At 73.5% G+C, this 19,553-nt stretch carries 16 protein-coding genes and 1 riboswitch; of the genes, 11 read left to right on the forward strand and 5 right to left on the reverse strand.

What is annotated here, in order from left to right; translation table 11 throughout:
- Window positions 1–20: 20 nt before the first annotated feature.
- Window positions 21–1,571 (reverse strand): N,N-dimethylformamidase beta subunit family domain-containing protein, encoded by a 1,551-nt coding sequence (locus tag Q9S36_RS38820; RefSeq protein ID WP_311290112.1) that lies wholly within the window; start codon window positions 1,569–1,571, stop codon window positions 21–23.
- 153 nt (window positions 1,572–1,724) lie between these two features.
- A complete protein-coding gene (locus Q9S36_RS38825) occupies window positions 1,725–3,374 on the reverse strand; it encodes a hypothetical protein (RefSeq protein ID WP_311290113.1) in 1,650 nt (549 codons plus the stop codon).
- Window positions 3,375–3,482: 108 nt separating this feature from the next.
- Here Q9S36_RS38825 and gatC point away from each other — a divergent pair, with 108 nt between their 5' ends.
- From gatC to Q9S36_RS38870, 9 genes are all read left to right on the forward strand, one after another.
- The gene (gene gatC / locus Q9S36_RS38830) at window positions 3,483–3,782 is read left to right on the forward strand and encodes an Asp-tRNA(Asn)/Glu-tRNA(Gln) amidotransferase subunit GatC (RefSeq protein ID WP_268112728.1); all 300 of its coding nucleotides are present in this window, start codon (window positions 3,483–3,485) and stop codon (window positions 3,780–3,782) included.
- The gene (gatA, locus tag Q9S36_RS38835) at window positions 3,782–5,296 is read left to right on the forward strand and encodes an Asp-tRNA(Asn)/Glu-tRNA(Gln) amidotransferase subunit GatA (protein ID WP_311290114.1); all 1,515 of its coding nucleotides are present in this window, start codon (window positions 3,782–3,784) and stop codon (window positions 5,294–5,296) included. The genes gatC and gatA overlap by 1 nt, the downstream gene beginning before the upstream one ends.
- On the forward strand, window positions 5,293–6,795 hold the full coding sequence (gatB, locus tag Q9S36_RS38840; RefSeq protein ID WP_311290115.1) for an Asp-tRNA(Asn)/Glu-tRNA(Gln) amidotransferase subunit GatB: 1,503 nt from the start codon (window positions 5,293–5,295) through the stop codon (window positions 6,793–6,795). Before gatA ends, gatB begins: the two co-directional genes overlap by 4 nt.
- A gap of 172 nt (window positions 6,796–6,967) precedes the next feature.
- Window positions 6,968–8,377 (forward strand): prenyltransferase/squalene oxidase repeat-containing protein, encoded by a 1,410-nt coding sequence (locus Q9S36_RS38845; protein WP_311290116.1) that lies wholly within the window; start codon window positions 6,968–6,970, stop codon window positions 8,375–8,377.
- Window positions 8,378–8,471: 94 nt separating this feature from the next.
- Window positions 8,472–8,611, forward strand: a riboswitch (cobalamin riboswitch).
- Window positions 8,612–8,681: 70 nt separating this feature from the next.
- Window positions 8,682–10,361, forward strand: coding sequence for a hypothetical protein (locus Q9S36_RS38850; RefSeq protein ID WP_311290117.1), 1,680 nt, complete (start codon window positions 8,682–8,684; stop codon window positions 10,359–10,361).
- A 7-nt stretch (window positions 10,362–10,368) separates the two neighbouring features.
- The gene (locus Q9S36_RS38855; RefSeq protein WP_311290118.1) at window positions 10,369–11,403 is read left to right on the forward strand and encodes a hypothetical protein; all 1,035 of its coding nucleotides are present in this window, start codon (window positions 10,369–10,371) and stop codon (window positions 11,401–11,403) included.
- Window positions 11,400–12,509: an energy-coupling factor transporter transmembrane component T gene (locus Q9S36_RS38860; RefSeq protein WP_311290119.1), complete on the forward strand. Its 1,110-nt coding sequence runs from the start codon at window positions 11,400–11,402 to the stop codon at window positions 12,507–12,509. Before Q9S36_RS38855 ends, Q9S36_RS38860 begins: the two co-directional genes overlap by 4 nt.
- Window positions 12,506–14,098, forward strand: a complete 1,593-nt coding sequence (locus Q9S36_RS38865) for an ATP-binding cassette domain-containing protein (protein ID WP_311290120.1) — start codon at window positions 12,506–12,508, stop codon at window positions 14,096–14,098. The genes Q9S36_RS38860 and Q9S36_RS38865 overlap by 4 nt, the downstream gene beginning before the upstream one ends.
- The gene (locus Q9S36_RS38870; protein WP_311290121.1) at window positions 14,095–14,907 is read left to right on the forward strand and encodes an ECF transporter S component; all 813 of its coding nucleotides are present in this window, start codon (window positions 14,095–14,097) and stop codon (window positions 14,905–14,907) included. The genes Q9S36_RS38865 and Q9S36_RS38870 overlap by 4 nt, the downstream gene beginning before the upstream one ends.
- A gap of 6 nt (window positions 14,908–14,913) precedes the next feature.
- Here Q9S36_RS38870 and Q9S36_RS38875 read toward each other — a convergent pair whose 3' ends face one another.
- The 3 genes from Q9S36_RS38875 to Q9S36_RS38885 are packed head-to-tail and all read right to left on the reverse strand — an operon-like array spanning window position 14,914 to window position 17,579.
- Window positions 14,914–16,092, reverse strand: a complete 1,179-nt coding sequence (locus Q9S36_RS38875; protein WP_311290122.1) for a PQQ-dependent sugar dehydrogenase — start codon at window positions 16,090–16,092, stop codon at window positions 14,914–14,916.
- A complete protein-coding gene (locus Q9S36_RS38880) occupies window positions 16,089–16,988 on the reverse strand; it encodes an EamA family transporter (protein ID WP_311290123.1) in 900 nt (299 codons plus the stop codon). Before Q9S36_RS38880 ends, Q9S36_RS38875 begins: the two co-directional genes overlap by 4 nt.
- 9 nt (window positions 16,989–16,997) lie before the next feature.
- Entirely contained in the window at window positions 16,998–17,579 is a 582-nt protein-coding gene (locus tag Q9S36_RS38885) for a PadR family transcriptional regulator (RefSeq protein ID WP_311290124.1), read from the reverse strand.
- Between the two features lie 81 nt (window positions 17,580–17,660).
- On the opposite strand from Q9S36_RS38885, the gene Q9S36_RS38890 reads away from it, so the two are divergent.
- Both Q9S36_RS38890 and Q9S36_RS38895 read left to right on the forward strand, forming a co-directional pair.
- Complete coding sequence (locus tag Q9S36_RS38890) at window positions 17,661–18,686, forward strand: ATP-binding cassette domain-containing protein (protein WP_311290125.1); 1,026 nt, start codon at window positions 17,661–17,663, stop codon at window positions 18,684–18,686.
- Window positions 18,683–19,522 carry an ABC transporter permease gene (locus tag Q9S36_RS38895; protein ID WP_311290126.1) on the forward strand — a complete coding sequence of 280 codons (840 nt, stop codon included), beginning with the start codon at window positions 18,683–18,685 and terminating at the stop codon, window positions 19,520–19,522. The genes Q9S36_RS38890 and Q9S36_RS38895 overlap by 4 nt, the downstream gene beginning before the upstream one ends.
- Window positions 19,523–19,553 lie beyond the last annotated feature (31 nt).

Genomic DNA, 19,553 nt, shown 5'->3' on the forward strand with positions numbered 1-19,553 from the left:
CGAAGGCGTCCCGCGATGTCTCAGCTCGCGGGGACCGTGTTGACGATGGAGAGGTCGAAGTCCGCGACGTTGTCGTGGGCCGGGTGCCGCCGGCCGACCGGTCCCCGGGCGAACTCCGCCACCAGCGTCCCGGTCACCGTGCGGGTGAACTCCGCGGTCGCGTCGCCCAGCGGGCGCTCGCAGCGGTCGACCATCGCGCACCCCCACCGCAGCGTGCCCGCGTTGAAGACGCCCGCCCCGGACGGGGAGGTGTAGTAGACGGACTGCGTGGTCGTGGTGACGCCCCGGCAGGAGTACGGCGAGTGGCTGAGGACCTGCAGCGGGCGGGGGAGCCGGCCGTCGGGGTAGACCCGGTCCGCCTCGGGTCCGACCAGCCCGTGCACGTGGTCCCCGCGGCGGACGCCCGTCCCGCGGAAGCCCCACCAGCCCGGGCTCGCCACGACGTAGTCGGTGTCGACGGGGTAGCACTCGTACTGCATGCCCAGCAGGTCGTGCTCGGGCCGCGGGACGGGCGGGTCGCGGAACAGCCCGGTGGTGTCGACCGAGCCCTGCGCGCGCAGCGGGTCGAGGTGGGCGGAGTGGCGGTAGCCCACCACCACGCGCGCCGGGTCCTCGAGGCCCGGCTCCAGCCGGATCCGCCAGTACATCGTGTTCGCGCCGAGGAAGGCGAGGTTGGTGCCGGCGTCGCGGGCGTCGAGCACGGCGTCACGCATCGCGTTCGTCCAGTACTCGTCGTGACCCATCGACACGTAGCCCCGGGCACCCCTCAGCGCGCGCGGGCGCGTGTCGAGGTCGAGGTTGGTGAAGTACGACAGCGGCACGCCCGTCCTCTCGGCGCGGACGACGATCGGGAGGGCGGCCGTGCGGTAGTCGTTGGCGCCGGTCGCCCCGTTGTAGGGCCGGTCGAAGCTGACGGCCCGGCTGGGCTGGTCGCCGTTCGCGCCGGCGTACAGGCTGTAGCCGCCCCACTCGTTGTAGGCCTGCCACGTGGTGACCGGTGCGACCAGCGCGACGGTCCCCTTCGCGGACGGTGAGGTGACGACGTAGGGCACCTGCGTCTCGAACCCGGTGTCGGTGCGCACCCGGAGGACGTGGAAGCCCGGCACCCAGGTCGAGGTGTCGATGGTCAGGTCGCGCTTCCAGGGCGCGACCACGGTGCGTCGCTCGTACGACGCGTAGCGCGGCGGCGGCTGCTGCCTGCCCAGGCGGAAGCCGGACTCCCACACGAAGGCGCCCGTGCCGCCGGGGTAGGAGCCGATCCGGTAGGCCGAGACGTCGTAGCCGCCCTCGGTGGTCGACACCTTCAGACCGACGCGGGTGCCGGGCACGCCGCCGGCCAGGGTGGTGTAGGCGGCGACCTCGCCGTGCAGGGCCGGCTTGCTGATCCGCCAGTCCTCCGAGCCGCGCTGCTCGGGGACCGGTGCCTCCTCGCGCGCCTGGGCGGAGGAGGCCCGCGGCGCGGGCTGGGCCACCGCCTGTCCCGCGTCGCGGGCCGGCAGGCGTGACGCCGACCCGCACCCCACCAGGATCGGCGCCAGCGCCAGCCCCATCATCACTGTCCGTGCCCTCATCGAGATCGCCTCGCCCTGTCACCCGGTCGGTGGCGACGGACCCTCCGACGCCGTGGGACCGACGATTCGCCGGAGGCGCTTCCCGGCGCATGGGGCGCGGATCCCGGCGTCCCGGGACGATCGGGACGGCCGTCCCGACCGGGAGTGGGGGACCTACTCCTGTGGGCGCACCTTGAGGAACCACACGACGGCGAACGCGAGGGGGACGAACACGAGGGCGAGCGCGTACTCGCCCTCGCCCACCCCCTGTCCCACGCCCAGCAGGCACCACAGCAGGGCGAGCAGCACGATGACGGCCCGGATCGGCCCGCCGAACCACCGCAGCATCCCGAGCCACCATCGTCGGGCGAGGGGCTGGGGCTCGACCGGCTCGGGCGCCGTCTCGGGCTGTTGCGGGAGGTGGAGCCCGTCGGTGACGAGCTCGTCGAGCCGGCGCTGGTGGCGGTCGCCGCCCGACCACGCCCCGGGCACCAGCGTGAAGCCCCATCCGTCCTGGAGGACCAGGCGGCGACCGCCGTTGTCCCAGCGGTAGTAGCCAGCGACGTCGCTCATCGAGAACTGGTACTGCGCCTGCCGGTCGCCGAAGGTGACCATGTCGTCGGTGATGCCGAGCACCGAGTCGTCCGCTGGCCAGTTGCTGCTGCGGGCGCCCTTGGTCCGCGCCCTGACGACGGGCTGCTGGATCACCTCGAGCCGGCTGTGCGGCGCCGTGGCGGGTGGTGCGCCGACGATGAGGCTGTCGCGGAGGTCGGCCAGCGCGGGCTTGAGCTGGTCGCCGTCGACGGCGTCGTGCTCGGCGAGCAGATCGTCGAGCTGCTGGACGGGCCGGCCCCAGAGATGCTCGCCAGCAGCGCGATGGGCGAGGAAACCGATGTTGTACGGGTCGGTGTAGATCTGCCGCCCCGACGCCTTGATGTCGGCCAGCGCGTCGGGGTCCGGTCCGTGCTCCGCCAGGTTGCCCACCAGGTCGAGGACGTTGCCGAGGAGCGATGGCGCCGTCGCCGGGCTGACGTCGGCGCCGGCCACGATCACTGCAGAGCCGTTGTCGACGGCCTCGTAGACCGAGTACGGCGCGTAGGAGGTGCCGTCCTGGTCACGCAGCTTGCGGCGCAGGGCGTCCTCGACCACCGGGGCGACCAGGGTGTTGCCCGGGGCGCGCGAGATCACGCCGGACAGGACCAGGCCCGCCGGCTCGGCGTACACCGAGCGCGGCTTCTCGACGGGTGTGGTGTCGCGGACCTCGCGGATGCGGCCGCCGGGGGCCAGCCCCAGGGACAGCCCGGCCGGGGGCGGGCCGTCGAGGGCCAGGACGCCGTTGCCGGCGGGGAAGGCCCACCCGGCGACCTCGCGCAGCAGGTCGGGCGTGGCCCGGCCGAGGGCCGCGTCGTCGTACGCCGCCAGACCGGGGCCGCGTGCGCCGTAGCGTTGACCGAGCGCCCGGTGCACGGGACCTCCACGCGTGGCCGCCTCGGCCGCCAGCACCCGGCGCTCGCGGTCGAGCTCGTCGAGCTCGGGCGTCACGAGCCGACGCGTGATCTCGGCCAGCGTCGTGACCACCTGGTCGGCCGGACCGTGCACCACGAAGGAGGTGTAGAGCATCGACACGGAGCCGTTGACGGCGAGGGACCCGCGCGCCAGCCCGTGGAGCGAGAGGTGTTCCAGCAGGTGCAGCCATCCCGTCGTGGCCATGTCCTCGTCGGCGATACCGGCGCGGAAGATCAGCGACGCCGACAGCGTCGGACGCCCTGAGCCCACCCAGAACGTCGGGACGCCGTCCACCTCGGTCGTGCTGACCAGACCCATCACTAACCCCCGTCGCCGATGTTGCTCGGAGAGTAGTGGTGTGACGCCGTCGACGGGCGCCAAAACCCCGGTCCGGTGACTGCAGCGGTCGACACTAGGATTGCCCGCATGCCTGAGATCTCCCGCGACGAGGTGGCCCACCTGGCCATGCTCGCCCGCATCGACCTCTCCGACGCCGAGCTCGACCACCTGGCGCCGCAGCTGAGCGTCATCCTCGAGTCGGTCGCGTCCATCAACGGCGTCGCCGGTGACGACGTGCCGCCCACCTCCCACGCGCTGCCGCTCACCAACGTGTTCCGCGAGGACGTCGTGGTGCCCGGGCTGACGGCCGAGGAGGCGCTGTCCGGCGCCCCGGCCGTGGAGGACCAGCGCTTCTCGGTCCCGCGGATCCTGGGCGAGGAGGCCTGATGAGCACCGTGCACGACACCGCGGCCGACCTGGCCGCCGCGCTGGCCGACGGCGCGACCACCAGCGTCGAGCTGACCCAGCTGCACCTCGACCGGATCGCCGAGGTCGACGCTCGCGTCCACGCGTTCCTCCACGTCGACGGTGACGGCGCCCTCGCCGACGCGGCCGAGTCCGACGCCCGCCGCGCCCGCGGGGAGGCACGCGGCCCGCTCGACGGCGTACCGATCGCGGTCAAGGACGTGCTGACCACCCGCGGCCTGCCGACCACCTGCGGCTCCAGGATCCTCGAGGGCTGGGTCCCGCCCTACGACGCGACCGTGGTCTCCCGGCTGCGCGAGGCCGGGCTGCCGATCCTCGGCAAGACCAACATGGACGAGTTCGCGATGGGCTCCTCCACCGAGCACTCCGCCTACGGCCCCACCCGCAACCCGTGGGACCTCGACCGGATCCCCGGCGGCTCCGGTGGTGGCTCCGCGGCCGCCGTCGCCGCGTTCGAGGCTCCGCTCGCGATCGGCACCGACACCGGCGGCTCGATCCGCCAGCCCGGTGCCGTCACCGGCACCGTCGGCGTGAAGCCGACCTACGGCGGGGTGTCGCGCTACGGCCTCGTGGCGCTGGCCAACAGCCTCGACCAGGCCGGTCCGGTCACCCGCACCGTCCTCGACGCCGCGATGCTCCACGACGTGATCGGCGGGCACGACCCGCGCGACTCCACCTCGATCGACCAGGCGTGGCCCTCCTTCACCGAGGCGGCGCGGGCGGGCGCGACCGGCGACCTCAGCGGCGTCCGGATCGGCGTCATCACCGAGATGCAGGGCAAGGGCTGGCAGCCCGGCGTCATGCAGCGCTTCACCGAGTCGGTCGACACGATGGTCGCCGCCGGCGCCGAGGTCGTCGAGGTGTCGTGCCCCTCCTTCGTGCACGCCCTCGCGGCCTACTACCTGATCCTCCCGGCCGAGGCGTCCAGCAATCTCGCCAAGTTCGACGCGATGCGCTACGGCCTCCGCGTCGTGCCTGAGGGCGACCCGAGCGCGGAGGAGGTCATGCGCGCGACCCGCGACGCCGGCTTCGGCGACGAGGTGAAGCGTCGCATCATCCTCGGCACGTACGCCCTCTCCAGCGGCTACTACGACGCCTACTACGGCCAGGCCCAGAAGGTCCGCACGCTCATCAGCCGCGACTTCGACGCCGCCTTCGCGCAGGTCGACGTGCTCGTCTCGCCGACGGCGCCGACGACGGCGTTCCGCCTGGGGGAGAAGCTCGACGACCCGATGGCGATGTACCTCAACGACCTCGCCACCATCCCGGCCAACCTCGCCGGCGTCCCGGGCATCTCGGTGCCCAACGGCCTCGCCGACGAGGACGGCCTGCCCGTCGGGCTGCAGATCCTGGCGCCGGCCCTCGCCGACGACCGCGTCTACCGCGTCGGCGCCGCCGCCGAGGCGCTGCTCACGCAGGCGTGGGGCGGCCCGCTGCTCGACAAGGCCGCCGGCCTGGAAGGAGTCTCGCGATGACCGCGACCACGACCGAGCTCATGGCGTTCGACGACGTCCTGGCGTCGTACGACCCGGCGCTGGGCCTGGAGGTCCACGTCGAGCTCAACACCGCCTCGAAGATGTTCTGCGGGTGCCCGGCCGTGTTCGGCGGCGAGCCCAACGCGGGCGTGTGCCCGACCTGCCTCGGCCTTCCCGGCGCGATGCCCGTGGTCAACGGCAAGGCCGTCGAGTCGGCCATCCGCATCGGGCTCGCGCTCAACTGCGAGATCGCCGAGTGGTGCCGCTTCGCCCGGAAGAACTACTTCTACCCGGACATGCCGAAGAACTTCCAGACCTCGCAGTACGACGAGCCCATCTGCTTCGACGGCTGGATGGACGTCGACGTGGACGGCGAGACCTACCGCGTCGAGATCGAGCGCGCCCACATGGAGGAGGACACCGGCAAGTCGCTGCACGTCGGCGGCTCCACCGGCCGGATCCACGGCGCCGACTACTCCCTGGTCGACTACAACCGGGCCGGCATCCCGCTCATCGAGATCGTCACCCGCCCGATCCTCGGCGCGGGGGAGAAGGCCCCGGAGGTCGCCCGGGCCTACGTCGCCCAGCTCCGTGAGCTGATCGTCGCGCTCGGCGTGTCCGAGGCCCGCATGGACCAGGGCAACCTGCGCGCCGACGTGAACCTCTCCCTGTCACCCAAGGGCAGCGGCGTCCTCGGCACCCGCACCGAGACCAAGAACGTCAACTCGTTCCGGTCGGTCGAGCGGGCCGTGCGCTTCGAGATGCAGCGGCACGCGGCCATCCTCAGCAGCGGCGGCTCGATCCTGCAGGAGACCCGTCACTGGCACGAGGACACCGGCATCACGACCAGCGGACGGGAGAAGTCCGACGCGGAGGACTACCGCTACTTCCCCGAGCCCGACCTGGTGCCCGTCGCCCCGAGCCGGGAGTGGGTCGAGGAGCTGCGCGGCACGCTGCCGGAGAACCCGACGGTGCGCCGCTCGCGGCTGCAGGCCGAGTGGGGCTTCAGCGACCTCGAGATGCGCGACACCGTCGGCGCGGGGGCCCTCGGGCTGGTCGAGGAGACCATCGCCGCGGGCGCGGCACCGCAGGCTGCCCGCAAGTGGTGGCTCGGCGAGCTCGCCCGCCGCAGCAACGAGGACGGGGTCGACCTCGTCGACCTGCCCATCACGCCGACCGACGTGGCCCGGATCCAGGCGCTCGTCGACGCCAGGACGGTCAACGACAAGCTCGCGCGGCAGGTCATCGAGGGCGTCCTCGCCGGCGAGGGCAGCCCGGACGAGGTCGTCGAGAAGCGCGGGCTGGCCGTGGTCTCCGACGACGGTGCCCTCGGTGCCGCTGTCGACAACGCGATCGCCGCCAACCCCGACGTCGCCGACAAGATCCGTGACGGCAAGGTCGCCGCGGCCGGCGCCCTCATCGGCGCGGTGATGAAGGAGATGCGCGGCCAGGCCGACGCCGGGCGGGTTCGCGAGCTGATCCTGGAGAAGCTCGCCTGACCCCTCCCAGCCGTCCCCCAGGGGTGGAGCGACCGAGAAATTCGCCGGTCTAGACAACTTGTTATGGTCGAGGCGAATCACATTGGTCACATCACCAACCAACGCTCGCACCACACGGGGGAACGGACGGCGGCTGCCGTCCGTGGGGCCCTCGGCGAGCGGGAAGGAAGTCATGCACCATCGCATTCGACCCATCCGATCGGCCGCGGTCGCCCTGTCGACCGTGGCGCTGGGAGCCGGCGTGCTCGCCGCGCCCCCGGCGTCCGCGGAGCCGACGCCTGCCCTCCGCGCCGCCAAGGCCGCGGCCGCCACCGACAGCACGCCCTCGACGATCGCGGCACAGTGGCTCGCGGGCGAGCTCAGCAACGGCCTGATGATGGGCACCTCCGGGCCGGACTTCGGCCTCACGATCGACACGGGCATCGCGCTCTCCACCGTCGCCGACCAGGGCGGGATGGTCACCGCGATCAACAACTCCCTCGAGCCGCGCATCGCGGAGTACGTCGGGGATGGGACCAAGGAGAGCTACGCCGGTCCGCTCGCCAAGGCGGCGGCGTTCGCCCGCGTCGCCCAGAAGGCGCCGACCAGCTACGGCGGGATCAACCTGATCGCACGCCTCGAGGAGCGCACCGCCGACGTGCCGGCCGACCCGGTGGCGAAGCCGCAGGAGGCCGCGATCGCCGGTCGCGTGTTCGACAAGTCGGAGTTCGGCAACCACGCCAACGTCATCGGCCAGTCCTACGCCGTGCGCGCGCTGGCGCAGGCGGGCTCCACCGAGGCGGGCGCGGCGCGCGACTTCCTGCTCAAGCAGCAGTGCGCCTCGGGCTACTTCCGCGGCAGCTTCGACAAGGCGGACCAGCCCAACCAGGCGTGCGCCGAGGGTGCCGCCGGAAGCCAGGCCGACCCCGACGCCACCGCGATGGCGGTGATCAACCTGATCGAGTCGGGCGACAAGAGCGCGGCCGTCACCGGCGCGCTGGCCAAGGCGGGCACCTGGCTGGCCGACCGTCAGCGTGGCAGCGGTGCGATCCGCGCCGCGGCGCCGGTCAGCAAGATCAACACCAACTCCACCGCGATCGGTGGCTACGCCCTCGGCTTGCTGCAGAACCGCGACGCGTCCCGCAAGGCAGCGCTGTGGGTGCGCAAGAACCAGCCCGTCGACAAGTACAAGTGCCGTACGGCGCTGACCAAGGACACCGGTGCCGTCGCCTACCGCAAGGACCGGGCGAAGGACGCCACCGTGACCGGCATCCCCGCCGACGCGCGTGACGAGTGGCGTCGGGCGACCTCGCAGGCGATCCTCGGCCTCCAGTTCGCCCCGGCGAGCAAGGACGAGCTGAAGATCGTGTCCGTGCGCAGGCAGGCCCGTGCCGGCGAGCGCGTGCAGTTCCGGGTCTTCGGCCTGGCGCCGAGCGAGAGCGCCTGCCTGCAGGTCAAGGGTGACTTCGTGCGCGTCAAGGGCAAGAAGTCGGGCGAGAAGATCGTGCGCAAGCTGCAGCTGCCCGCGGGCAACCAGCGTCGCGTCGCCCTGGTGAAGACCTCCGACGACGAGGCCCGCACCTCGCTCCGGGTCCGCAACTGACCCATCGGCACCACCCGCACAGCACCACGCTCCGGCCCGGCGTCCCGCGACGCCGGGCCGAAGTGCGTCCGGCGCCGGGCCGGGGTTACGCTTCGCAGGCCGCACCCGCCCGGGTCGGCACCACACACGCCCGAGCTGGGGAAAGCCGGTCCGAAACCGGCGCTGACCCGCAACCGTGGGCACGGGAGCGATCCCGTGCGAGCCGGAACACCCGCCTCGACGCGTCTTGATCACCATCGCTGTCGAGGAATGCAGCGGGTCGACGGTCCCACCGGCGCCCTCTGTCGCGGCGAGGGAAGGGACCATGAAGCTCCTCTCCGGACTGGCCGCCGTCGCGCTGGCCGCCACCACGCTCACCCTGCCGTCGTCGGCCTCGGCCGCCACCACGGACCCGACCCAGCGCGCGGACGACTGGATCGCCGCTGAGCTGACGGACGGCCTGGCCGTCGGCCAGTACGGCGCCGACGTCGGGCTCTCGGTCGATGCCGGCCTCGCCCTCGACGCCACCGGCCGCGCCGACACGGCGGCCGCGATCGGCGACGCCATCGGCTCCAGGCTCGTCACCTCGGACGACGTCCCCTACGGCTACGTCTCGTCCGACGAGGGCGGGCAGGTCGGCCACTACGCCAACGCGACGGCCAAGGCCGCGGCGTTCACCCAGCGCATCGGGCGCGACGCGGCGACGGCGTACCCCGCGGTCGACCTGGTCGACCAGCTCGAGACCCTCACCGACGACGCCACCGGCGTGATCGCCGACGACAGCTCGTTCGGGAACTACGCGAACACCATCGGCCAGGCCTTCGCCGCCGAGGCCCTCACCGTCGCCGGCTCCGCCGAGGCCGGTGCAGCCACCGCGGCGCTGCTGGACCAGCAGTGCCCTGCGGGCTACTTCCGCTTCGACCTCGCCGCCACGGCGTGCGACGCCGACGAGGCCGCGCCGAGCCCCGACACGACCAGCCTGGCGGTGCTGTCCCTGGTCGAGTCCGGCGACACCAGCGCAGCGGTCACGACCGCGATCGCGGACGCGACCGCCTGGCTCGAGTCGGTCCAGCGACCCGACGGCTCCCTCGAGGGCGACGCGTCGGCGCCGGGCAGCAACGCCAACAGCACCGGGCTCGCCGCCTGGGCGCTCGGCAGCACCGGCCACGACGCCGCGGCCACCAAGGCCGCCGCCTGGGTCCGCAGCCTCCAGGTGGCCGACGCCGGCGCGTGCGCCAGCCAGGCGCCCACGGGTGCGATCGCCTACAACCCGGCCGACCTGACCGAGGCACGCTCCGCCGGCATCGCCGCCAACCCCACCGTCCGGGACAAGTGGCGCCGTAGCTCCTTCCAGGCCGCTCCGGCCCTGCTGTGGACGCCGGCCGCCGCGACGACCCTCGCGATCTCCACCCCCGCGACCGCCGTCGAGAAGACCAGCGTCACCGCCACGGTCCGCGGCCTCGCTGCCGGCGAGCAGGCCTGCGTGAGCCTCGGTACGGACGTTCGCCGGGTCGTGGGGACCGGGTCCGACCTCACGGTCACCTTCACGCTCCCCGCCGGCGCCGCCGCCCGCACCTTCACCGTGGCCACGCTCGACGGCACGGCCACCTCGACCACCAGCGCCACGGCAGTCCCGCCGGTCGTCACCCCGCCCGCTCCCGCGCCGAGCGTCGGCGAGCTGTCGGCCGCCAAGGTGGTCAAGGTGCGCAAGAACCGGTTCAAGGTGACCGTCGCCTGTGACGCGACCGTCGCCTGTGCGGGCACCCTCACCGTCCGCACCGCCGGCAAGGTGAAGGTCCCCGGGATGGTGCGCAAGAAGCTCGTCACGGTCTCCGAGCGCACCTACACCGTCGCCCCCGGCGGCGAGAAGCGCCTGGTCCTCAAGCTGACGAAGACCGCGCGGGTGCTCGTGGCCGACGGTCCGCTGAAGGTCCGCGCGGTGCAGAAGGCCAAGGGCGCGCAGCGCTCGGTCACGACGTTCCGGCTCAAGGCCGCCAAGGGCTGATCGGTCGATGAGCTCCTCCTGGACGCGCTCCCTCGCCCGCGCCGCGGCAATCGCCGTGGTGGGCGGGGGACCGGTCCTGCTCGCCCCGACGGCGTACGTCGCTGCGGCCGGGGCGGCCACGTGCACCTCGGCCGGGGGAGTGAGCGTCGTCGTCGACTACCGCGAGCTCGGGGGGAGCACCGTCACCGCGTGCGCTCCCGACGGCGGGGGGAAGAGCGCCGCGGCGATCTTCGCCTCGGTCGGGGTCTCGATCACCTACGCCCAGCGCTCGCCCGGCTTCGTGTGCCGGGTCAACGGCGTACCCACCACCGACCCGTGCGTGAACACGTCCCCCGCCGACGCCTACTGGGGGCTGTGGTGGTCCGACGGCACGACCGGCTCGTGGACCTTCGCGTCGACCGGCGTGGGCGGCCAGACCGTGCCGGCCGGCGGCAGCGTGGGCTGGTCGTGGCAGCAGGACCGCGCGAGCGGCTCGACCGTTCCGCCGTCCGTCTCCCCGCCCGTGGCACCGCCCAGCCCGACGCAGACGCCGACGACCTCGTCGCCGACCCCGTCTCCGACGGCCACCCCGACCCAAGGCTCGGGTGGCTCAGGTGGCTCGGGTGGCTCGGGTGGGTCCGGCGGCAAGGGAGGCAAGGGCGGCAAGGGAGGCGGCAGCTCGCCGTCGGCCACGCCGAGCCCGACCACCTCGGGCACGCCCTCGGCCTCCCCGTCCGGGACGCCGAGCACCCCCTCAGAGGCGCCCCTGGACCCTGAGTCTCCCAGCGACTCACCATCGAGCAAGCCGTCCGGGAAGCCGACCGCGGACACTGAGTCTCCCAGCGACTCACCGTCGAGCGAGCCGTCCGAGGACCCCACCGTTGGAGCTGAGTCTCCCAGCGACTCAGCGTCCAGCGCGGCGCCCGAGGCGGGGGAGCCGTCCCCCGACGAGCCGGCCCGGATCCCGGCCGCCGTGACCTGGGGCGTCGTCGGCGCGCTGGCCGTGGCCATCGCCGCGAGCGCGCTGGTCGCCCGCCGGCGACGGGGGTCCGGCACGCCGTGACCGGACCGGCGCCGTCCCTGTGGGGACTGCCGCGTGACCTGCACCCGATCGCCTGGTGGACCTGGGCGGTCGGGCTGGCCACGGCAGCCTCGCTGACCACCAACCCGCTGCTGCTGCTCATCGTGATGGGCTCGGCCACGGTCGTGGTGATGGCACGGCGCTCGGGGCACCCGTTCGGGCGGTCGTTCCGGCTCTACGCGCTGCTCGCCGCCGTGACGGTCGTCGCGCGCGTCGTCTTCCGCATCCTTTTCGGCGGGCAGGAGGTCGGGAACGTCCTGCTCGACCTGCCCGAGGTGCCCCTCCCGGACTGGGCTGCCGGGATCCGGCTGCTCGGCCCCGTCACGAGCGAGGCGCTCCTCGCCGGGTTGTACGACGGTCTCCGGCTCGCGGCGATCATCCTGTGCGTCGGCGCCGCGAACTCCCTCGCCAACCCCAAGCGGCTGCTGGCCTCCGTGCCGCCGGCGCTCTACGAGATCGGCACGGCGCTGGTCGTCGCGGTCACGATCTTCCCGCAGCTCGCCGACAGCGCCCGGCGGGTCAGGTCGGCCCAGGCCCTGCGCGGCGGCACCACCACGGGTGTCGGCCGGCTCCGCCGCTTCCTCGTCCCGGTCCTCGAGGACGCGCTGGAGCGCTCCCTCGCGCTGGCAGCGGGCATGGACACCCGTGGCTACGGCCGGTCGGGCGGCGCCACCCGGCGCGAGCGCCGGGTCACCGGCGGGCTGCTCCTCCTGGCGCTCACGGGCATCTGCGTCGGCACCTACGCATGGCTGGACCCCACGGCACCACGGGTCCTGGCCCTGCCGATGCTGGCCGCGGGCGTCGTCGTCGCGGTCCTCGGGCTGGCGAGCGCGGGCCGCCGCGTCCAGCGCACCCGCTACCGGCCCGACCCGTGGCGCTCGCCCGAGCTGCTCACCGTGGCGACAGGAGTCGCGGTCGCGGTCCTCGGCTGGTGGCTCTCCCACAGCCAGGTGCCGGTGGCCTACCCCGGCGTCGACGTGACGCCGTACCTCTCCCCGCTCGCGCTCCTCGTGGGCCTCGTGGGCCTCGTCCCGGCGGTCGCCACGCCGCTGCCGTCGACCGCGCTCGCGCTCGAGGTGGCGGCATGATCGAGCTGCGCGGCATCGGCTTCCGCTACGACGAGCACGACGTGCTCCGCGACGTGGACCTCACCCTCGAGGAGGGCGAGCTGGTCCTGGTGTCCGGTCGCACCGGCGCCGGGAAGTCGACGCTGCTGGGCGTGGTCACCGGGCTGGTGCCGCGCTTCACCGGCGGCGTCCTGACCGGCGACGTCCTGCTCGACGGCGTGAGCATCGTCGAGCAGCCGCCGCGCGAGCGTGCCCACCTCGTGGGGTACGTCGGCCAGGACCCGCTGGCCGGCTTCGTGGCCGACACGGTGGAGGAGGAGCTCGCCTACGGCATGGAGCAGCTCGGGATCGCGCCCGGGACGATGCGCCGCCGGGTGGAGGAGACCCTCGACCTGCTCGGCATCGCGGACCTCCGCGCGCGCGACCTGCGCACCCTGTCCGGGGGCCAGCAGCAGCGCGTCGCGATCGGCGCGGTCCTCACCACGCACCCCCGGGTCCTCGTCCTCGACGAGCCGACGTCGGCGCTCGACCCCACGGCGGCCGAGGACGTGCTCGCCACGATCACCCGGCTCGTCCACGACCTCGGCCTCACGGTGCTGCTCGCCGAGCACCGGCTCGAGCGCGTCGTCCCGTTCGCGGACCGGATCTGCCTCGTCACCGGAGACGGCGGGATCCGGGTCGACCGCCCCGAGGTCGTGCTGGCCGACTCGCCGGTCGCGCCGCCGCTGGTCGAGCTCGGCCGGCTGGCCGGCTGGCAGCCGCTGCCGCTGACCGTGCGTGACGCCCGCCGCCACGTCCGCTCGCTCCCGGAGCTGGCCGTCCCGCGACCGGCGCCCGACGGCGAGCACCCGGACGTCCTCACCGGGCGGGGGATCACCGTGGTCCACGGCTCGACCGTCGCCGTCCGGGAGGTCGACCTGGCCCTCGGGGCCGGCCGCGTCACCGTGCTCATGGGTCGCAACGGCTCGGGCAAGTCGAGCCTGATCTGGGCGCTCCAGGGCTCGGGTCGACGCCGCGGCGGCACGATCGACGTCGCCGGCGGCGACCCCGCCGCGCTGTCGCCGGCGCAGCGGCGTACGCACGTCGGGCTGGTGCCGCAGACCGCGGCCGACCTGCTCTACCTCGAGACCGTCGCCGAGGAGTGTGCGGCGGCGGACGCCGGGGCCGACACCGAGCCGGGCACGTGCCGCGGCCTGCTGGACCGCCTCGCGCCGGGCATCGAGGACACCCGGCACCCGCGCGACCTGTCCGAGGGCCAGCGGCTGGCGCTGGCGCTGGCCATCGTCCTCACCGCCCGCCCGTCGGTCGTCCTGCTCGACGAACCCACCAGGGGGCTCGACTACGCCGGCAAGGCCGAGCTGGCCCGCATCGTCGGCGACCTCGCCGCAGACGGGCGCGCGGTCCTGCTGGCCACCCACGACGTCGAGTTCGCCGCCCACGTGGCCGACGAGGTCGTGGTGATGGCCGAGGGCGAGGTCGTCTCCAGCGGGCCGCCGCGGCGCGTGCTCGCGGAGTCGCCGTCGTTCGCCCCGCAGGTCACCAAGGTCCTCGGACCGCCGTGGCTCGTCGTCGAGGAAGTCGCCGCGGCGCTCGGCGAGGACGCCCGATGAGCGGACCGGTGGCGCTGCCGATCGGCCGCCGCACGGCCCTCGTGCTCGCGCTCGCGTCGCTCGCCGGACTGATGATGCTGTGCTGGCCGCTGCTGCTCGACGCGCAGCCGGGCCAGCGCGTGGAGCCCCCGTTCGTGTTCCTCGCGCTGCTCCCGCTCGTCATGGTCGTCGTGCTCGCCGAGATGGGTGAGGGCGGCATGGACTCCCGGGTGCTCGCCGTCCTCGGCGTGCTGTCGGCGATCAACGCGGTCCTGCGGGGGCTGGGCGCCGGCACGGCCGGCATCGAGCTGGTGTTCTTCCTGCTCGTCCTCGGCGGTCGGGTGTTCGGCGCCGGGTTCGGCTTCGCCCTCGGGTGCACGTCGCTGTTCGCCTCCGCGCTCCTGACGGCCGGGGTCGGGCCGTGGCTGCCCTTCCAGATGATCTGCTCGGCCTGGGTCGGGATGGGCGCCGGTCTGCTGCCGCGTGGCATCGGCGGGCGCGCCGAGATCGCGATGCTGGCCGGCTACGCGGTGGTGGCGTCGTACCTCTACGGCCTGCTGATGAACCTCAGCTCGTGGCCGTTCACCCTCGGCATCGTGGTGCCCGGGCGCGAGGGCTCGCTGGCGTACGTCGCCGGGGCACCGGTGCTGGAGAACGCGCACCGCTTCCTGGTCTACTCGCTGCTCACCTCGACCGGCGGCTGGGACACCGGCCGTGCGATCACCACGGCCGTCGCCGTCGTCGTGCTCGGGCCGGCGATCCTCACCACGCTGCGCCGCGCCGCCCGCCGCGCCGTCGTACAGCCCGGGACGGTCGCGGCCGAGCGGTGAGCGGCCTCAGGGCCGGACGACGAGGATCCGGTCGTCCGCGGGCGTCGGCTCACCACGGCCGTCGCGGTTCGACGTGGTCACCCACACCGTCCCGTCGGGCGCGGCGGCCACGCTCCGCAGCCGCCCGTGCTCCTCGGTGAAGAAGGCCTTCGGGTCGCGGGCGGTGCCGTCGGGCGAGACGTCGATGCGCCACAGGCGCTGCCCGCGCAGGCCGGCCATCCAGAGGTGGCCGTCTGCCCACGCGAGACCGCTCGGCGAGGCCTGCTCGACCGGCCACACCAGCTGGGGGTCGACGAAGTCGGCGCCGCCGCCGGCACCCTCGACGACGGGCCAGCCGTAGTTGCCGCCCTTCTCGATCAGGTTGAGCTCGTCCCACGTCGAGTCGCCGAACTCGGAGGCCCACAACCGGTCCTCGTCGTCCCAGGCGAGGCCCTGCACGTTGCGGTGCCCGAGCGACCAGACGAGTGACCCGGGGTCCGGGTTGCCGGGGGCGGGGTCGCCGTCGGCGGTCATCCGCAGGATCTTGCCGGCGAGGCTGTCGCGGTCCTGGGCCAAGGTGGGATCGCCGGTCTCCCCGGTGGTGACGTACAGGAAGCCGTCGGGGCCGAACGCCAGCCGACCGCCGTCGTGGATGAACCCGCGGGGGATGCCGTCCAGGACCACGGTCGGCTCGCCGAGCTCGTCGCCGTCGAGCTCGACCCGCACCACGCGGTTGTCGCTGCTCGTGGTGAGGTAGAAGAACAGCGTCCGGTCGCGGTCGAAGTCCGGGGACACGGCGACGCCGAGCAGCCCGGCCTCACCCTCGGGCACGGCGCCGCTGATCTCGCCGACCGGCACCGGGTCGCCGTCGGCAGGCACCCGCAGGACGCGACCCGACATCCGCTCGGTGACGACCGCGTCCCCGTCGGGGAGGAAGGCCACGCCCCACGGCACCTCGAGCTGCTCGACGAGGGCGCCCTCGACCACCGGGGCGGCGTTCGCGCTGCCGCCGCTCGAGGGGGTGGCCTCCCCGCTCGGCGTGGGCTGGCTCGGCAGGTCGGTGGGCTGCGTCGTGCTCGGCACCGGGTCGTCGGTGTCGCTCGAGCACCCGGCCACCGCCGCCAGCGCCAGCGCCAGGGCTCCCGCCATCAGCCGCGACCTGCCGCGCCCGTGCCTCGCCGTCCGGTTCAGGTGGCCCCGATTCATGTCGCCAGTGTGCCGGGTGCCGCCGAATGCTCCGAGGGGTGCTCGCCGGGAGCCGAGCCCGACCGTGTCGCCCCGATGGAGGCGGCGACCACGCACGCGATGGCCAGCCACTGCACGGGGGCGAGGGTCTCGTGGAGCACGACGATCGCGGCGAGCGCCGCCGCGGCGGGTTCGAGGCTCATCAGGATCCCGAACACGGCCGGCCGCAGGCTGCGCAGCGCGACCAGCTCGCAGCTGTAGGGGATCACCGAGCTCAGCAGCCCCACCAGGGCGCCGATGAGGAGGATCCGTCCGTCCCACAGGCTGGTGCCGGCGGCGAGGAGCGCGGGCAGCGTCATCCCGGCGGCCGCGACCAGGCTGGCCACCGCCAGCCCGTCGAAGCCCGCCCAGCGGCGACCGGTGCTCGCGCTGAGCAGGATGTACGCCGCCCAGGCGGCGCCGGCGAGCAGGGCGTACGCCACGCCGAGCACGTCGAGGTCGGCCCGCTCGAAGCCGAGCAGCACCACCCCGAGGCCGGCCAGCAGCACCCAGACCACGTCGCGGGCATGGCGCGAGCCGAGGACGGCGAGCGTCAGCGGGCCGATGAACTCGATGGTGACGGCGATGCCGAGCGGGATGCGCGAGAAGGACTGGTAGATCGCCCAGTTCATCGTGGCCAGGCTGAGGCCGAACCCGACGACGACCAGCCAGTCGCGTCGCGAGCGGCCCGCGAACCGGGGCCGGGCGACCGCGGCCAGGACCAGCGCGCTGGTGACGAGCCGGAGCCACACCATGGCGGTCGGTGAGATCTCGCCGAACAGCCCCTTGGCGATGGCGGCCCCGAGCTGGACCGACAGGATCCCGACGAGCACCAGCCCGACCGGTCCGAGCAGGGAGCGGCTCGGTCGACTCGTCACCCGGCCAGCCTAGGCAGTGGCCTCCTCGACACCGTCGTCGGTCTCACCGAGGCTGGCCAGCGCCCGCCGCGCGTGGCGGGCCTCGGCCGCGAAGTAGTCCAGGCCCCAGTCCGCCACGAGGGAGGGGAACCGGAACGGCTCACCCGGTCGGTCGGCCCCGCGGAGCGCCTCGCGCACCTCGCCGAGGTCGTCGCTTGCCGCGTCGAGCTCGGCGAGGTAGTCGTGCAGCATCTGGCGGGTGCGGCCGGGCTCGGCGGCGTGACCGATCAGCAGGCGGAGCAGCACGGTGTGCTTGAGCACCGGGAACCCGGCCGGCGTGCCGTCCATCCACGCGCGCAGCGCTGCCTGGCCCTCGTCGGTGATGGCGTACGACGTCACCTCGCGCCCACCCTCGTGCCGGACATCGGCGCGGACCAGGCCGTGGTCGGTGAGCCGGCGCAGCTCGGTGTAGATCTGGCTCATCGCGGGGGAGACCCAGTAGAAGCGCAGCGTGATGTCGGCGCGCTGCTTGATCTCGTACCCCGTCAGCTCGTCGCCGAACGTGAGGAGGCCGAGGATCGCGTAACCGGTCACCGGGATGTCTTGACTCATCGCCGTACCAGAGTAGTGTTCCTAATTGGAATAGTCACGTAGGCCGTGACGATGCAGTGGACACCGAGCAGGGGAGACTCAGTGGCACACGACCATGCGATCGAGGCGATCGACCTCGTCAAGGAGTTCGGCGGGACGAGGGCCGTCGACGGCGTCAGCTTCGCGGTGCCACGGGGGTCGGTGCTCGGCCTGCTGGGCCCCAACGGCGCCGGCAAGACGACCACCGTGCGGATGATGACGACCCTGACCCGCCCGACCAGCGGGACGGCGCGGGTCGCCGGGCACGACGTCCTGGAGGACCCCGCCGCCGTGCGCCGCTCGATGGGGCTGACCGGCCAGTCGGCCACCGTCGACGAGCTGCTCACCGGCCGCGAGAACCTCTGGCTCATCGGCAGCCTCTACGGCCTCGACCGCCGCACCATCGACCGGGTGGCCGGCGAGCTGCTCGAGCGCTTCTCGCTCACCGACGCCGCCAACCGCGTGGTGAAGACGTACTCCGGCGGCATGCGCCGTCGCCTCGACCTCGCGGTGAGCCTGGTGGCCACGCCGCCGGTGCTCTTCCTCGACGAGCCCACGACCGGGCTCGACCCGCGCAGCCGCGTCGAGCTCTGGGACGTCCTGCGCGACCTGGTCGAGGACGGCACGACGCTCCTGCTGACGACGCAGTACCTCGAGGAGGCCGACCAGCTCGCCGACGACATCGTCGTCATCGACCGCGGCACCGTGATCGCCCAGGGCACGCCGCTGCAGCTCAAGGACTCCTCGGGCAAGGCCGCGCTCGTCGTCACCGTCTCGCGCCCCGACGACCTGCCGGCCGCGGTCGAGCGGGTGCGAGGAGCCGGCCTCGAGGTGCACGTCGAGGAGTCGGCGCGGCGGATCACCGCCCCGGCCGACGGCCTCTCCGACGTGACCCGGATCGCCGCGCTCTTCGACGGCAGCGGCATCGAGATCGACGACCTCGGCCTCCAGCGGCCCAGCCTCGACGACGTGTTCCTCCACCTCACCGGGCACCGGGCCGAGGACGTGGCCCTCGACCCCGACGACCCCGGTGCAGGTCCCGGTGCCGGCGCCGACCCGACCCCCTCGCCCGCGGAGGTGCGCGCATGAGCCACACGACCTACGGCGCGATCGAGCGCCCCGAGATCCGGCACACCTCGCTGTGGCACCAGTCGGTGACGATCTTCCGGCGCAACCTCATCCACATCAAGCGGATGCCCGAGATGCTGCTCGACGTCACCATCCAGCCGGTGATGTTCGTCCTGCTGTTCGCCTACGTCTTCGGTGGCGCCATCGCGGTCTCGGCCCCCACCGGCTACCGGGAGTGGCTGCTCGGCGGGATCATGGGCCAGACGATCGCGTTCGCCTCGTTCATCGTGGCGATCGGGCTCACCGCCGACATCGACAAGGGCATCGTCGACCGGTTCCGGTCGCTGCCGATCAACCCGGCCGCGATCCTGGTGGGGCGCAGCATGTCGAGCATCACCCACTCGTTCATCGGCATCATCGTGATGTCGCTGACCGGCCTGGTGGTCGGCTGGCGCATCCGCGGCTCCGTCCTCGACGCGCTGGCGGCGTACGGCCTCCTGCTGCTGTGGGGCTTCGCGATGATCTGGGTCGGCATCCTGGTCGGCTCGGCGATGCGCTCGGTCGAGGCGGTGAACGGCGTCATGTTCACCACGATGTTCCCGCTGACGTTCCTCTCCAACGCGTTCGCGCCGTCGGAGAAGATGGGCACGGTGCTCCGGGCCATCGCCGAGTGGAACCCGATCTCGGCGCTCGTGCAGGCCGTCCGCGAGCTGTGGGGCAACACCGGTCCGGCCCCAGCCGACGCGCACCTCCCGATGCAGCACCCCGTGCTGTTCACCGTGCTGTGGACCGTGGCGATCACCGCCGTCGTCGCGCCGCTCGCGCTCAAGGTCTTCCGCAACCGCACCCTCCAGTGACCACCCGCTGGTCGAACACACTCGAAGGAGC

Source organism: Microbacterium sp. ARD31, from assembly GCF_031844425.1.